Source organism: Paenarthrobacter sp. NPDC090522 (genome assembly GCF_044769225.1).
Classification (GTDB): domain Bacteria; phylum Actinomycetota; class Actinomycetes; order Actinomycetales; family Micrococcaceae; genus Arthrobacter.
Map to the genome: position 1 here is coordinate 199,559 of NZ_JBIVXL010000004.1, position 14,550 is coordinate 214,108.

Consider the following 14,550-nt stretch of genomic DNA (forward strand, 5'->3'; position numbering starts at 1 on the left):
CGAACGTATCGAAGCCACCCCACTGGTGGATCCCCCTCGTGCCCGGCTTCGGGAAGCCGAACGAGATAACGAGACTACCCCTGTTGGCCGGGCATGCCAAATCGCGGGGCTTGCCCCGGGCGTATAGCCTTGCATCATGAGTCACGCGCACCCCGAGAACTGGCCCGTACTGCACGTCACCGGCGCACTTGACCCCGGACTCTTCAAGGACTTCAGCACGCTCGCGGCTGCTGCCGGCGAGTCGGACGGGAATCCCCCGCTCTCGGAGCAGACGCTGGTCACCTTGCGCGGCGCGGACGGCGGCGGACATGCCCTCCTTTCCTTGGCACTCTATGCACCCGATGAAGATTCGGATCCGTCCACCGCGGACGACCTCGCCGGCATCGCCGTCGTCGTTGAAGCGCCCGACGGGAGCGGCGTCCTGGAACTGGCCGTGCACCCCAGTTACCGGAACCAGGGCGTAGCGGGCCGCCTCCTGGCGGCACTCCGGGAAAAGCGCGGCTTCGCAGGCCTGACGGCGTGGTCCCACGGCAACCACGAGGCAGCCGCCGAACTGGCCGCGCGCTTCGGTTACGGCCCGGTCCGGGAGCTGCGGAAGATGCGGCTGATGTCCTCCACCGCAGCACTGCCCGACGTCGTCCTGCCGCCGGATGTTTCGCTGCGCGCGTTCGTGCCGGGTCAGGATGAGCAAGCCTGGCTGGCTGCCAACCGCGCCGCTTTCGCGCACCATCCGGAGCAGGGCTCCATGACGCTGGCAGATGTGCAGGCACGCGAGGCCGAGGACTGGTTCGACCCCGAGGGCTTCCTTCTCGCCGTAAACGCCGGCGGGGAACTCCTGGGTTACCACTGGACCAAAGTTCATCCACGGCAGGGAGCCCACCCGGCGATCGGTGAGGTCTACGTCGTGGGTGTCACGCCGGAAGCACAGGGGCTTGGGCTTGGTAAGGCACTCACTGTGGCGGGCATCCGGCACCTCCAGGACCAGGACCTCCACGCGGTCATGCTGTACGTGGACGCGGACAATGAAGCCGCCGTGGCCCTATACCAAAAACTGGGCTTCGTCCGTTGGGACACGGACGTTTTGTATGGACCGTTAACCAAAAATTAACCACGAGCGTCCATCTGCCGGAAAGGGCTGGACATCATCGATTCGAGCCGCCCAATTGCTTGTAATGTGGGAGGAAACCCCAGTCCTGAGCTTAGGAGAAACCCATGCAGCCGGACCCCGTCGGCACCGCCGGATCCACCTCAAAGGGCGCCACGCTGCCCGCGCGCTTCGGCTCATCGGAAGTGCCCGCCGCACGGGCCACCCAGGATCGCATTGACATTCCGGAGTTCGCCCCGAGCCTGGAGCCCGAAGGCGACATTTCGCCGGACCGGTTCCTCGACCGCGAACTCAGCTGGCTGGCGTTCAACTCGCGCGTCCTGGAACTCGCCGAAGATCCGGACCTCTTCCTGTTGGAGCGGGTCAACTTCCTTTCCATCTTTGCCTCCAACCTGGACGAGTTCTTCATGGTCCGCGTGGCCGGCCTCAAGCGCCGCATCGCCACGGGCCTGGCCGTCCCCTCCCCTGCCGGGCTCAGCCCCATAGAGGTTCTTGAACAGATCGGCGAGGAAGCCCACAAGCTCCAGGAACGCCACGCCCGCGTCTTCGCCGAGCAGATCCGCCCTGCCCTCGCCTACGAGCACATCCACATCATGCACTGGAACGAGCTCGACGAAGAGGCCCGGCACCGCCTTAGCCTCATGTTCCAGGAAAAGGTGTTCCCCATCCTCACACCCCTGGCTGTGGATCCGGCACACCCCTTCCCGTACATCTCGGGCCTGTCCTTGAACCTGGCCGTGATCGTGAGCAACCCGGTGAGCGAAAAGGAACTCTTTGCGCGTGTGAAGGTTCCGGACCAGCTCCCGCGGCTCATCTCGGTGGACGGACCCCGCGCCGGTGCAGTTCCCGGCCGCGTGGCCCGCTTCATCGCCCTTGAAGAACTCATTGCCGTCCACCTGGACAAGCTCTTCCCCGGCATGGAGGTCCTGGAGCACCACACCTTCCGCGTCACCCGCAACGAAGACGTCGAGGTGGAAGAAGACGACGCCGAGAACCTGCTGCAGGCACTGGAGAAGGAACTCCTGCGCCGCCGTTTCGGCCCGCCCGTGCGCCTTGAAGTCACCACGGACATCAACCCGAACATCCGTGCGCTGCTGGTCCGCGAACTCGGCGTGGACGAATCCGAGGTCTACTCCGTCCCGGCTCCGCTGGACCTCCGGGGCCTCTCGGTCATCGGCGGCATCGACCGCCCGGACCTGCACTACCCCAAGCACGTTCCGCACACGTCCCGGTACCTGAACGAATCCGAGACGTCCAAGGCCGCCAACGTGTTCGCCGCAATGCGCCGCCGCGACATCCTGCTGCACCACCCCTACGACTCGTTCTCCACTTCGGTCCAGGCGTTCCTTGAGCAGGCTGCTGCCGACCCCAAGGTCCAGGCCATCAAGCAGACCCTGTACCGGACCTCAGGCGACTCCCCGATCGTGGACGCCCTGATCGATGCTGCCGAGGCCGGCAAGCAGGTACTGGCCCTCGTGGAGATCAAGGCACGCTTCGACGAGCAAGCCAACATTTCCTGGGCACGAAAGCTCGAGCAGGCCGGCGTACACGTGGTGTACGGCATCGTGGGCCTCAAAACCCACTGCAAATTGTCCCTGGTGGTCCGCCAGGAAGTGGACGGACTGCGGCGCTATTGCCACATCGGGACGGGCAACTACCATCCGCGCACGGCCCGCTACTACGAGGACCTGGGCCTGCTGACGTCCAATGAGCAGGTGGGCGAGGACCTCTCCAAGCTCTTCAACCAGCTTTCCGGCTACGCCCCGAAGTCCACGTTCAAGCGGCTCCTCGTGGCACCGCGTTCGGTACGTTCCGGCCTGGTGGACCGGATCGAGACGGAGATCCGCAACGCCCGCAAAGGTATACCTGCCCGGGTGCAGATCAAGGTCAACTCCATGGTGGACGAAGCCATCATCGACTCCCTCTACCGGGCGTCCCAGGCGGGCGTGAAGGTAGACGTCGTGGTGCGTGGCATCTGCTCGCTGCGGCCCGGCGTTCCCGGGCTCAGCGAGAACATTACGGTCCGTTCCATCTTGGGACGGTTCCTCGAACATTCCCGCGTCTTTGCCTTCGCGAACGGCGGGGACCCGGTGGTGTACATCGGTTCCGCGGACATGATGCACCGCAACCTCGACAGGCGTGTGGAAGCGTTGGTCCAACTCGCCAGCAAGGACGATGTGAACACGGTCCTGGACCTGATGCGCCGCTACGTGGACGACGGTACGGCCAGCTGGCACCTGGACAACCAAGGCCACTGGACCCGCCACCACCTGGACGGTAACGGCGAACCGTTGCTGGACATGCAGTCCTGGCTCCTGGCTTCGCGTTCGCGTCAGCGGGCAGCAGCGCGGCGGTAAGGGAAGAGTTGAACAGCGATACCCCTGTGGCCGACCAGACGGACCATCCGGGCGAACCGGTAGCCGTCGTGGCGGCCGGCGCCATTCCCTGGCGCATCAACAAAGGTGCCCTCGAAGTGCTGCTCATCCATCGACCACGCTACGACGATTGGTCCTGGCCCAAAGGAAAGCTCGACGACGGCGAGACGGTTCCGGAGTGCGCCGTCCGGGAAGTGCGTGAAGAGATTGGGCTGGATGCCACCCTGGGCATCCCCTTGCCACCCATCCACTACCACGTGAATGCCGGCCTCAAGGTTGTCCGTTATTGGGCTGTCCGGGTTAATGGAGATCTTCTCCGTCCGGACGGCAAGGAAGTGGACAGTGTCATGTGGTGCAGCCCGGACAGGGCGGCCACCTTCCTGAGCAACCCTTCGGACGTAGCGCCACTCGAGTACCTGGAGAAAGCGCACGTCAAAGGAGAACTCGACACCTGGCCGCTGGTATTGATCCGCCATGCCAAGGCCAAGCCGCGATCGTCGTGGACCAAGGCCGAAGGAGACCGTCCCTTGGCTGCCACGGGGCAGCGGCAAGCCGTTGCCGTGCAGCGCCTCCTGCAGGGATGGAAACCCCAGCGCATCGTGACCAGCCCGTGGGTGCGCTGCGTCGCCACCATCGCTCCCTATGCCAAGGCCAGCGGAGCCAAGGTGAAACTGGTGGAAGCCCTCACCGAACACAACCACGACAGGTCGCCGAAGAAGACCGCGGCAGCGGTGGAGGCCCTCTTCGACAAGCAGGTGCCCATCGCCGTGTGCACGCATCGTCCGGCCCTGCCAACCGTGCTGAAGCAACTTGGCCTGCACATGTCCGGGTCCCTGCGAAAGCTGCTGCCCGATTCAGATCCCTTCCTGACCCCGGGCGAAGTGATTGTGTGCCAGGTGGTCCGCGGCAGCGAACGGAAAGTGGTGTCCGTGGAGCAGGTCAGGCCCTTCGACGACTGAGCTAGTTTGACCCCTTGGGTTTTTGTATCAAATACTTGACACATTGATTCGAAGACTTGGGGGTCTTGACCGTGTCCTTCTACCTGCCGCCTCTGCTGTTGCTCGCTCCAGTCATCGGCGCGCTCCTCGTTTACCTGTTCCTCAGGGTGCAGGTCTGGTCCAGCCCTGATTCCAAGTCCGTGGAATCGCACGGATTGTGGGTGGGCATCATCGGCTGGATGGCCAGCTCCCTTCAGGGTGCCATGAGCGCAGGCATCATCCCGGCCAATCCCGGAGCGTCGAATGCGCCCTTCACCTCGGAGGCGCTCCTGTCGGCATTGTCGTGGCCGATCGCCGCGGTTTTGCTCGTCCACGCCCTGGGCCAATGGAGCTACCCGGCACCGAAAGCACCCCGCAGGTACGCTGAGCTCACCGTCCGCAGGATTCGCGATTTCCTCCCCCGGAAACTGGCCTGGACCACACTCGTGATCTTTGCCTACGCCGCTGCCGCAGTAGCTTCGATCGCGGCGCTGCCTGCCTACGCTGCCGTCCTTCCCACCCCCGCTGCCCCGTCGGCGGAGGGGACCACCGTCTACATGGGCCAGGGCCAGGACGGCAGGATCGCCGGATCGGAACTCGCCGGATGGCTCGGTGGCGCCTTGGCGGTCCTGGCAGCCGGGACGTGGCTGGTGCTGGTGCTCATTGCGCGGCGGCGCCAGCTGGAAACCCTGGACAGCGATGACAACAGGGTCCTGCGAACCATCGCCACCAACCGCCTCCTGAGGACGGTCTCCACGATCGCGGCGGGCCTTGCCGCCATCGCAGGCAACTTCGCAGCCCTCCCGGCGCCCGGAGCCGTGTGGCAATCCTCGTGGTTCACCATGCTCGGCTTCATCAACATGGGCGTGCTGCTGGCCATGTGGTGGTGGCGGGTACCGATGCTCCCCTCTCTCGTCGCTGGCAGCAATACCGTGAGCGGCAAGGCCCTCCGCGCCGATCCCGGGACCCACGGCGCGGCGAAGCTCAGCATCTCCATTGGCGCTTTGATGGGGATCATGGGGGCGGCCCCCCTCCTGACCATCGTGTTTTGGTACAGCTTCGTACCCGCGCAAGGTGAGGGAACCTTGGGACTGGCAATCCTCGTGGCCGCCATGGCCTCCCTCGTCCTTTTGTCCATCGCCGTCGGGGAACTGCTATTGGCCCGCAACTACGGGGACCCGGAAGCACCCCTGCACTGGCCGCGGCAAGCAGTATCGAGGGGACTGCTCACTTTCGCGATTGTTTCCGCTGCCATCTTTGCCATTGCCATCGTCATGACCGGTGCAGGCCAGGGCCTCGTGGCAGCATCGCCATCGTGGCCGACCAACCTGCTGCTCACCTTCGGCGTGGGAGTAGTGGGCATCGCCTCGATCCTGGCCGTCCGCCGTCGTCGTGGTGTTCCTGAGTCTCCAGGGGAGCAAGGTCTCGATGCGGCGCTGCGGGCCATCAGCATGTATCGGATTGTGCGAACTCTCGCTGCATACTTCCTGGCGCAATCTGCGATGCTGCTACTGACCAACGTCGAGGCCTGGGGAGCGCTTTATCCGGCGTTCGATCGTCTGGCCCCGAGCCCCGCCCCGGTGGTCGGTGCCATCTTGTTGGCTGCCTCCGTTGCGGTAGTGGTTACGCCCGTCCGTCGTTTGTTCCGAGGCATTCCCCGCCGGGGCAGCGTCACTGAGCCGGCACCATGACAGCGGGCATCACGGTCGACCTCACGGATCCCGTCCCACCGTACGAACAAATCCGCAGGCAGCTGGCTTCGCTGATCACCGTCGGCGTTTTGGAACCGGGAAGCCGCCTGCCTACCGTCCGCAGCCTCGCGGCAGACCTCGGCATCGCAGTGGGCACAGTGGCTCGCGCCTACCGCGAACTTGAGCAGGCCGGCGTGATTGAAGCACGACGGCGGAACGGGACTGTCGTCGTCGGGCCGCCGGCCGCCCCGGACGGGTCGGGCGGGCGCGATGCGGCGGTGATGGCCGCCGTCGACCATTTGATTGAAACGGCCCGCCGCGGCGGCGTGGGTGACGCGGCCCTCATTGATCTGCTTCGCTGGCGACAAGCCAGTAAGCTGGACTCGTGAGCATTCCCACCCCTTACGAAGACCTTCTGCGTGACGTCATGGCGAATGGCACGCACAAATCGGACCGCACCGGCACCGGAACCCGGAGTGTCTTCGGGCGCCAGCTGCGTTTCGACCTGGGCACGAGCTTCCCGCTCATCACCACCAAGCGCGTCCACTTCAAGTCCGTGGCAGTCGAGCTCCTGTGGTTCCTGCGGGGCGATTCGAACGTCAAGTGGATGCAGGACCAGGGCGTGAGCATCTGGGACGAGTGGGCAGACGCCGAGGGTGAACTCGGGCCGGTCTACGGGGTGCAGTGGCGCAGCTGGCCTACCCCCGATGGCGGCCACATCGACCAGATCTCCGAGCTCATGAAGGGCTTGGAAGCCAACCCGGACTCACGCAGGCACATCGTTTCGGCGTGGAACGTCTCGGAGCTCAAGGACATGGCACTGCCGCCGTGCCACGCGTTCTTCCAGTTCTACGTCGCCGACGGCAAGCTCTCATGCCAGCTTTACCAGCGCTCGGCGGATACGTTCCTGGGCGTCCCGTTCAACATCGCCTCCTACGCCCTGCTCACGCGGATGGTGGCCCAGCAACTTGGCCTGGAACCGGGCGAATTCGTCTGGACCGGCGGCGATGTCCACGTCTACGACAACCACGTGGAACAGGTGGCCGAACAACTCAGCCGCGAGCCGTACGAATACCCGCAGTTGAACATCCTGCGGAAGCCGGACTCTATCTTCGACTACACGCTGGACGACTTCGAAGTAGTCAACTACCAGCACCACCCCACCATCAAGGCACCGATCGCCGTATGAGCACTCCCTCCACCGGGAATCCGGGACAGCTTCCGGGCGTCATCTTCACCGAGGAGACCGCCGCCGCCATGACCGGCATCGGCCTGATCTGGGCACAGACCAAAGCCGGCGTGATCGGCAAGGACGGCAGCATGCCCTGGCACCTGCCGGAGGACCTGAAGCACTTCAGCAAACTCACCACGGGCCACCCCGTGATCATGGGCCGGAAGACCTGGGAGTCCTTCCCGGACAAGTACCGGCCGCTGCCGGGACGAACCAACATTGTGGTCACCCGGAACCAGGAGTGGGCATCAACTCCCGAGGCCGAAGGCGCCACTGTCGTGTCCTCACTCGACGCCGCCTTGCTGGAATCCCAATTCGCCCCCGGCGGCCAAAAGGTCTGGATCATCGGCGGCGGAGAAATCTTCGAACAGTCCATGGGCATCGCCAACCTTGCGGTGATCACCATCATCGATGCCGGGCTCGACGGCGATACCTTCGCTCCGGAACTGGGCGACGACTGGAAGTTTGACACCATGGCGCCGGCCGAGGGCTGGCTCACCGCCAACAATGGCACGAAATACCGGTTCACCACATGGCGCCGGACGGAAAGCTAGGAACAGCATGCTCAAGAAACCCGAAACCCTCTTCGTGCTGGGCTACATGCTGCTGCCGCTCTTCGCCCTGCTCTCGGCCATCGTCGGGTTGACCATGATCTTGGGTGGCAACAAGATCCTGGGGATCATCGTGCTCGTGGTAGTCACGCAGGTTTTCGCCTTCGGCGCCTTCTTTGCGCTGCGGGCCCGGAAAACGGCCCTCCTGCAGGAGCACGACGCCGGCCAGTAGACCCGCTTTTTGTGGCCACCGCGCGCTGTGGTGCGGGCCGTCGTCGTACGTTGTGCGGGTGACGTAACCAACAGCGGCGGGCGGGCCCGAAAGTTTAGACTGGGTGAATGACTACAGCAGCTAATCCGTCCGTTGGACTGGTCGGTTGGCGTGGCATGGTCGGCTCCGTCCTGATGCACCGCATGCAGGAAGAGAACGACTTCGCCAACATCAACCCGGTATTTTTCTCCACCTCGAACGCAGGAGGTGCCGCCCCGTCCTTCGCTGATGGGGCCGGCAAGCTCGAGGATGCGTTCGATATTGAGACGCTTGCCAAGCTGCCGATTATTGTTACCGCCCAGGGCGGCGACTACACCAAGCAGGTCCACGGCGAACTCCGCAACCGTGGCTGGGACGGCTTGTGGATCGACGCTGCCTCCACCCTGCGCATGAACGACGATTCGATCATCGTGCTGGACCCCATCAACCGGGACGTCATCGATGCCGGGCTCTCCGGCGGCGTGAAGGACTTCATCGGCGGTAACTGTACGGTTTCCTGCATGCTGATGGGCCTGGGCGGCCTGTTCAAGAACAACCTCGTGGAGTGGGGTACGTCCATGACGTACCAGGCTGCATCCGGCGGCGGCGCCCGCCACATGCGCGAACTCCTCAACCAGTTCGGCACCCTCAACAACGAGGTCAGCAGCGAGCTCGATGACCCCGCGTCGGCCATCCTGGAGATCGACCGCAAGGTGCTCGCCACCCAGCGCACCGGCGTTGACGCAACGCAGTTCGGCGTCCCGCTGGCCGGCTCCCTGATTCCCTGGATCGACGCCGACCTCGGCAACGGGCAGTCCAAGGAAGAATGGAAGGCCGGTGTGGAAACCAACAAGATCCTCGGCACCGCCAAGGGCGCCGCGGGCAAGGAACACATTGCCATGGACGGACTCTGCGTCCGCATCGGCGCCATGCGTTCGCACTCGCAGGCACTGACCCTGAAGCTCCGCGAAGACCTGTCCGTCACGGAGATCGAAAACCTCCTGGCCAAGGACAACGAGTGGGCCAAGGTTGTGCCCAACACCAAGGAAGCCTCCATGGCGGACCTGACCCCGGTGGCAGCTTCCGGCACCCTGGACATCCCGGTGGGCCGTATCCGCAAGCTCGAAATGGGCCCGGAATACATCAGCGCCTTCACCGTGGGCGACCAGCTCCTGTGGGGTGCAGCGGAGCCGCTGCGCCGCATGCTGAACATCGTGACGGGCAAGCTCTAAGCTTTCTTCGCGTTCACGTCCCAAGCCCGCTTTTCCGTTGCTGCCCAGCGACGGAGAAGCGGGCTTTCGACGTCTCAGCCTGCCATGAACTTAGCGAAAGCCCGGCCCTGCGCTTGGAACGAGCGGCTTGCGGCTGGACCGAGTTCGCCGAGGAAAGGCTCCGGAACCACGCCCACGTCCTTCCCGTTGCCGGTCCGCGCCCACGTCCCCACCACCACGCCTCCGGAGACAATGATGCGCTTGAACACTCCGTTCCGGCCCGGGACCACCAATTCGGCATGCTCGGGATCCAGCACCAGGTTCCGGTCCTGGTACCCGAGCAGGTACTCATCGAAGCCGGGGAGGGCCAGCAACGAGCGGGAGCCGGGCACGCCGGCGTCGAGCATGGCGGCAGTCTCTGGCGAGAGCCAATAGCTGGCACCGTCGAAAGCCAGCTCCACCATCTGCTCCTGCACCGCAGTCAGTGCCTTCCGGGCCTCCGTTAGAGGCACCTGGCTCCACCAGGCGAAATCGCGGATGGTGGCCGGTCCATGGCCTCGGATGTAGCGCAGCAGCAGCTCGGCGATGCCTTCCTCCCGGTCCAGGTCACGGGATTCCTTGACCCACTGGTCGAAGGGCACGAACAGTTGCTGGACGCCCACCTTGCCGTTGCTCCCCGCCATTGGACCTTGGACCAGCCACGCCTCCTGACACAGGCTGCCCAGAAGGTGGATTCCGCGTTGCCCCGTGGTGACCTGTCCGGCTTCCTCGAAGGCCGCGAAGAGCTGTTCACGGCTGGCTCCGGTGGTCCCATCGGAGTTCTTCAGTGTCTCCAAGGTCTTCAGTGCGATATCCCTGGCATGGCTGATGTCGTCCGGGGTGATGGCCAGTTCGCGGTGCCGGCCGGTCAACGACTTCAGGAGTCGCGGACGGGTGATGGCAAGAATCCAGCGAAGATCTTCCGGCGCCAACAGGTGCAGCGTGCCGCGCATGGGCCACGAACGGACGATGGTTCCAGCGTCCAGGGCGGCCCGGACGTGGGAGGCCGCTGTCCCGGGCACCCGCTGTCCCACGGCCCACAATGCGTGGCCAAGATCCTGCGCCTGCATGGCCGTCATCCAGCGGACAGCATCGGGCACGGAAGGAAACCCACCGCCCAGCAGTCCCTGGCTCACCAGGCGTAAACGGCCCATGACCTGCGGCCGGACGGACAGCGTGCTGGAGGAAAGCGGCTTCGCAGGCATGCTTCATCCTATGGGCCGCCCGGGGGCACAGGGAACCTTGCCGCGCCTCCCAGCGGCCTTCCAGAACCGTTTCCTAGGATGGCTACATGCTTTTTGGTGATCTTGCCCCTCTGGTGCGGCCGCTCAGCCGTTGGCTCGCCGCCGCCGGTTGGTGCTGCACCGCCATTGGGCTCGGCGCCGGACTCATCGTTGCCGTCGGCACGGGAGTAAGCCTGTCCCCCTCCATGCAGGGAATCCAGCTGGCGGGACTCGTTGCCACAGCCGCAGCTGCCCTCCTGATTGGCACCGCGGCCGTGAGCCAGCCTGTATCAAACCGCGACGACGACGCCCCCGAACCATGGTTCTACCCTGCCGCCGCGGCCCAGGTCCGCAGTTTCCTGCTGGGTTCCATCGTCATGATGCTCGGCTTGGTGGGCTTCGCAACCGCCGGGCTTTTCCTCCCGAGCGGCCCCTCGCCGCAGAGCATCGCTTTCAGCCAGATCTTCCTGCTGGGGGCTGTCAGTTGTGGCCTGACCTTCCTGCTGCTCAACAAGGTTCTGCCCATCGCGGAGCGACGCGTCCGCTGACGCCCAACCTTCCGGAAAGCCCTAGAGCTCTACCCCAATGAGCAGCGGCTCCGGGTGGAGCTCGATTCCGAAGCGGTCCACGACGCCGGCACGCACCTCGCGGGCGATCGCCACCATGTCTGCGGCACGGGCTGAGCCGCGGTTGGTGATGGCCAGGGTGTGCTTGGTGGACAGGGAGGCCCGGCCACCGGAAACACTCGACTCCTCCAGCCCGAAGCCCTTGGTGAATCCCGCCTGGTCAATCAACCAAGCCGCGGAAAGCTTCACCAGTCCGTCGCTCCCCGCCGGGTACTTGGGCGCGTTCTCCGGCAACTGCGCAGCCTGCTCGGCCGGCACGATCGGGTTGGTGAAGAACGAGCCCGTGGAAAAGGTGTCACGGTCTTCGGTGTCCAGGACCATTCCCTTGGACGCCCTGAGCTTCAGGACTTCGCGGCGGACATCGTTGGCGTAGGCGCGTTTGCCCACCTCAACTCCGAGGACGCGGGCCAGCTCGGCGTAGCGGATCGGAGCACTCATCCTGCCCAGTGCCAGCTGGAATTCGACCGTCAGCACCACGTATCGCGGCGAGCCCTCCACAGTGGTCTGCTTGAGGATGGAATCACGGTAGCCAAACTCCAGCTCGGAAGAGGTGAAAGTCTGGACGGCATGGCGTTCGCGGTCCCAGGTACGGACCGAGGCGATGGTCTGCGAGACATCGGCACCGTAGGCACCCACGTTCTGGACGGGCGTAGCGCCCGTGGCACCGGGAATCCCGGACAATGCTTCGAGGCCTGACCAGGCATGAAGGACGGTGTATTCAACCAGGGCATCCCAGTTGTGGCCTGCCTGGACCACCAAGGACACTCCCCCGCAGCTGTCCTCGGAGTCCACCGTGAACCCCTCGGAGGCGATCTTGAGGACCGTCCCGGGGTAGCCTGCATCCGAAACGAGGAGGTTGGAGCCGCCGCCGATGATCAGCAGCTTCTCCCCCGCAGCGTCAGCCGACCGGACGGCGTCGATGATCTCAGCCTCGGTATGGGCCTCCACATAGGTACCTGCGGGGCCGCCGACAGCAGCCGTGGTCAGTTCGGAAAGCAGCGTCTGGGTCACCCATCAAGCCTAACGGGGATTGGCAGCGGGCTCCGCCGCTGGCCGCGTAGGGGCAACAACAGCGGCGCGCCACCTGGCATTCCTGCCGTGGTGGCGCGCCGCTGCGTTGCAGTACGGCGCTGGGTCAGGCGACCTTGACAACCGCCTGGGATTTCATGAGGACCTTTTGCCCGGCGGCAACCACGGTCAGGTCGATGCGGGCGGTGCGGGCCTCGGCGTCGAGCGCGCCAACGACGCCTGTGACGTCAATGACGGCTCCCGCCTCAGTGGTACCGGTGGTGTCGGTGACCAGGACGGGCTTGGTAAAGCGGGTCTGGTAATCGACGACGGCGGCAGGGTCGCCTGCCCAGTCGCTCACGAGCTGCACTGCGGAGCCCATGGTGAACATGCCGTGTGCGATGACGCCCGGAAGTTCCACGGAGGTGGCGAAGGCTTCGTTCCAGTGGATCGGGTTGAAGTCACCGGATGCCCCGGCGTACTTGACCAGGTCCTGGCGCGTGACCTCGATGCTTGTGGAGCCAATTTCCTGGCCGACTGACAGGTCTTCGAACTTTGGCATTACTGTCCCTCTCCGCGGACCAGGATGGATGAGGTGGTAGTGGCTACCTTCTCACGGTCGTCGACGTCGGTCAGAGCATAGATTTCCGAACGCGTGGTAATCATGGCACCGCCGCCCATGGCGCGGACACCGTCCACATGGAGCTCGGCCACCAGCCGGTCGCCGGCCACGATGGCGCGGTGGTGCGTGAAACGCTGGTCGGCGTGGACCACTCGGGAGAAGTCGATCCCGGCCTCGGGGTCTTCCACCAGTTGGGCGTCGGCGCGCTGGGCAATGATGATGGCGAACGTCGGCGGCGCAACGAGGTCGCGGTGGCCCAAGGCGCGCGCCGTTTCTACGTCGAAGTGCGCGGGATTGGTGGCTTTCACGGCCTTCGCGAACTCGCGGATCTTTTCACGGCCAACGTCGTAAACCTCTGCGGCAGGGTAGCTTCGGCCCTGCAGGTCCGGATTGATACTCATGGTTCCAACCCTATCGGCCAGCCACTGCCGGATGCAGCGCCGATACCGCCTGATGAAGCGGTTATTTCTTGTAGCTCTTGCGGATCTTCTGGCCGCGGACCACCAGGCCCACTACGTGGAGCACCAGGCCCAGGCCAATGACGGGCAGCGAGGCCAGCGCGAGCCCTTGGTTTCCGGAGGTATTGCCTGCGATCGAGAGGATCAGTCCGACGGCGATCAGCCCCATGGCGCTGAAGACCAGCGCTTTGTACCCGGTGGAGGCAGAGGCCCAGAATTCGTTCAGCACCGTCCAAGTCTACCGGCGGCCACTCAACGCCTTAGAACAGGGAGTCCTGCAGCGCGGGGATCTCCGTGACGTGCTGGCCGAGTTCGATCCTGCGGCCCTTCAGCGCTCCGAGGTCTGCGACGAAGCTGCCCTCCACCTCAACGCCGGAAGCGTCCGGGAGCCCGGCCAAGGCGATAGCCCCTGACAGCGAGCGGACCCGCAGTCCGTGACCGCCGTCGTCGAACGTTGCAGGGTAGGCGTGGCGGATGGCGCCGGAGGCGCGGGCGTTGCACAGCCGGTCGGCCAAAGCAGGGCGCTCCCACTCTTCCTCCACAACCGTGTAACCGGTCATGGCCAAGCCACCCAGCAATTCCCGCACGCTGGCGGCCTGCTTCCGGTTGATCGCTTGGAGTTCGACGCCGGGACGCGGCTCCACGAGCGAGGTCGCCTTGGCAGCGGAGCGGACTTGCTGGACGAGCCCCAGGTCCCGCGTCACGAGGTCTTCGAGTACACGGACAATCCGGCCGTCCTCGGCGTTAGCAACGTAGGAGGCGTGAACGGCTCCTTGCTCGGCGAGCCGGTTCCACTTTCTCGGAGCAGACGCCGTCCCTATCTTGGTGGCGCCATTGGCAAACGTGGCGACGTAGAGCCAGTGCGGCTGCATGAGGTAGGCCCGAAGCCCGGGCGGGACGGAACCGCCGCGGTGGAAGTCGTGCATGAGCCGGGAATCGTCCTTGGCAAAGCAGGCGCCACACTGCTTGCCTCGTTCGGCAGGGGAAGAACTGCGGCAGGGAACGTGGGTCCGATCCCCTGGCCCATGCACTTTGACGTGGCCGAGGCACCACAGCCCCGGGATAACGCGCAGGCCCAGGGATGATCCCTGGGCCAACGCAAGGTCACTGAACTCCCCGGCAGGAGTGTGGAGGCGCAACGCTGGGGCGGACGAGTCCCAGACGACGCCGTGGACGAGCATGC

At 64.9% G+C, this 14,550-nt stretch carries 16 protein-coding genes; 10 read left to right on the forward strand and 6 right to left on the reverse strand.

Translation table 11 applies throughout. From position 1 onward, the window contains the following. The first annotated feature begins 136 nt into the window (after nt 1-136). From mshD to asd, 9 genes are all read left to right on the forward strand, one after another. Nucleotides 137-1,108, forward strand: a complete 972-nt coding sequence (mshD, locus tag ACIQT2_RS06560) for a mycothiol synthase (protein ID WP_402944688.1) — start codon at nt 137-139, stop codon at nt 1,106-1,108. A gap of 104 nt (nt 1,109-1,212) precedes the next feature. Then, nucleotides 1,213-3,462 carry an RNA degradosome polyphosphate kinase gene (locus ACIQT2_RS06565; RefSeq protein WP_397324289.1) on the forward strand — a complete coding sequence of 750 codons (2,250 nt, stop codon included), beginning with the start codon at nt 1,213-1,215 and terminating at the stop codon, nt 3,460-3,462. An 8-nt stretch (nt 3,463-3,470) separates the two neighbouring features. Next, nucleotides 3,471-4,439: an NUDIX domain-containing protein gene (locus tag ACIQT2_RS06570; protein ID WP_400329055.1), complete on the forward strand. Its 969-nt coding sequence runs from the start codon at nt 3,471-3,473 to the stop codon at nt 4,437-4,439. A 65-nt stretch (nt 4,440-4,504) separates the two neighbouring features. Continuing rightward, nucleotides 4,505-6,148 (forward strand): hypothetical protein, encoded by a 1,644-nt coding sequence (locus ACIQT2_RS06575; protein WP_402944691.1) that lies wholly within the window; start codon nt 4,505-4,507, stop codon nt 6,146-6,148. After that, a complete protein-coding gene (locus ACIQT2_RS06580; RefSeq protein WP_402944694.1) occupies nt 6,145-6,537 on the forward strand; it encodes a GntR family transcriptional regulator in 393 nt (130 codons plus the stop codon). The genes ACIQT2_RS06575 and ACIQT2_RS06580 overlap by 4 nt, the downstream gene beginning before the upstream one ends. Then, the gene (locus tag ACIQT2_RS06585; RefSeq protein ID WP_402944695.1) at nt 6,534-7,337 is read left to right on the forward strand and encodes a thymidylate synthase; all 804 of its coding nucleotides are present in this window, start codon (nt 6,534-6,536) and stop codon (nt 7,335-7,337) included. The genes ACIQT2_RS06580 and ACIQT2_RS06585 overlap by 4 nt, the downstream gene beginning before the upstream one ends. Beyond that, entirely contained in the window at nt 7,334-7,933 is a 600-nt protein-coding gene (locus ACIQT2_RS06590) for a dihydrofolate reductase (RefSeq protein WP_402944697.1), read from the forward strand. Before ACIQT2_RS06585 ends, ACIQT2_RS06590 begins: the two co-directional genes overlap by 4 nt. A gap of 7 nt (nt 7,934-7,940) precedes the next feature. After that, a complete protein-coding gene (locus ACIQT2_RS06595) occupies nt 7,941-8,162 on the forward strand; it encodes an NF038396 family protein (protein ID WP_400330578.1) in 222 nt (73 codons plus the stop codon). 107 nt (nt 8,163-8,269) lie between these two features. Then, on the forward strand, nt 8,270-9,412 hold the full coding sequence (gene asd / locus ACIQT2_RS06600) for an aspartate-semialdehyde dehydrogenase (RefSeq protein WP_402944700.1): 1,143 nt from the start codon (nt 8,270-8,272) through the stop codon (nt 9,410-9,412). 74 nt (nt 9,413-9,486) lie between these two features. On the opposite strand, the gene ACIQT2_RS06605 is transcribed toward asd, so the two are convergent. After that, a complete protein-coding gene (locus ACIQT2_RS06605; protein ID WP_402944703.1) occupies nt 9,487-10,635 on the reverse strand; it encodes a winged helix DNA-binding domain-containing protein in 1,149 nt (382 codons plus the stop codon). Between the two features lie 86 nt (nt 10,636-10,721). Between ACIQT2_RS06605 and ACIQT2_RS06610 the strand changes: the two genes are divergently transcribed. Continuing rightward, nucleotides 10,722-11,201: a hypothetical protein gene (locus tag ACIQT2_RS06610; protein ID WP_402944705.1), complete on the forward strand. Its 480-nt coding sequence runs from the start codon at nt 10,722-10,724 to the stop codon at nt 11,199-11,201. Nucleotides 11,202-11,222: 21 nt separating this feature from the next. Here ACIQT2_RS06610 and ACIQT2_RS06615 read toward each other — a convergent pair whose 3' ends face one another. From ACIQT2_RS06615 to ACIQT2_RS06635, 5 genes are all read right to left on the reverse strand, one after another. Further along, nucleotides 11,223-12,290: a UDP-N-acetylmuramate dehydrogenase gene (locus tag ACIQT2_RS06615; RefSeq protein ID WP_402944708.1), complete on the reverse strand. Its 1,068-nt coding sequence runs from the start codon at nt 12,288-12,290 to the stop codon at nt 11,223-11,225. A gap of 124 nt (nt 12,291-12,414) precedes the next feature. Beyond that, nucleotides 12,415-12,849: a MaoC family dehydratase gene (locus tag ACIQT2_RS06620; RefSeq protein ID WP_402944711.1), complete on the reverse strand. Its 435-nt coding sequence runs from the start codon at nt 12,847-12,849 to the stop codon at nt 12,415-12,417. After that, the gene (locus ACIQT2_RS06625) at nt 12,849-13,310 is read right to left on the reverse strand and encodes a MaoC family dehydratase N-terminal domain-containing protein (protein WP_402944714.1); all 462 of its coding nucleotides are present in this window, start codon (nt 13,308-13,310) and stop codon (nt 12,849-12,851) included. Before ACIQT2_RS06625 ends, ACIQT2_RS06620 begins: the two co-directional genes overlap by 1 nt. A 61-nt stretch (nt 13,311-13,371) precedes the next feature. Continuing rightward, nucleotides 13,372-13,596: a DUF3188 domain-containing protein gene (locus tag ACIQT2_RS06630; protein WP_400329027.1), complete on the reverse strand. Its 225-nt coding sequence runs from the start codon at nt 13,594-13,596 to the stop codon at nt 13,372-13,374. Between the two features lie 31 nt (nt 13,597-13,627). Continuing rightward, nucleotides 13,628-14,548, reverse strand: coding sequence for a DUF2797 domain-containing protein (locus ACIQT2_RS06635; RefSeq protein ID WP_402944716.1), 921 nt, complete (start codon nt 14,546-14,548; stop codon nt 13,628-13,630). Nucleotides 14,549-14,550 lie beyond the last annotated feature (2 nt).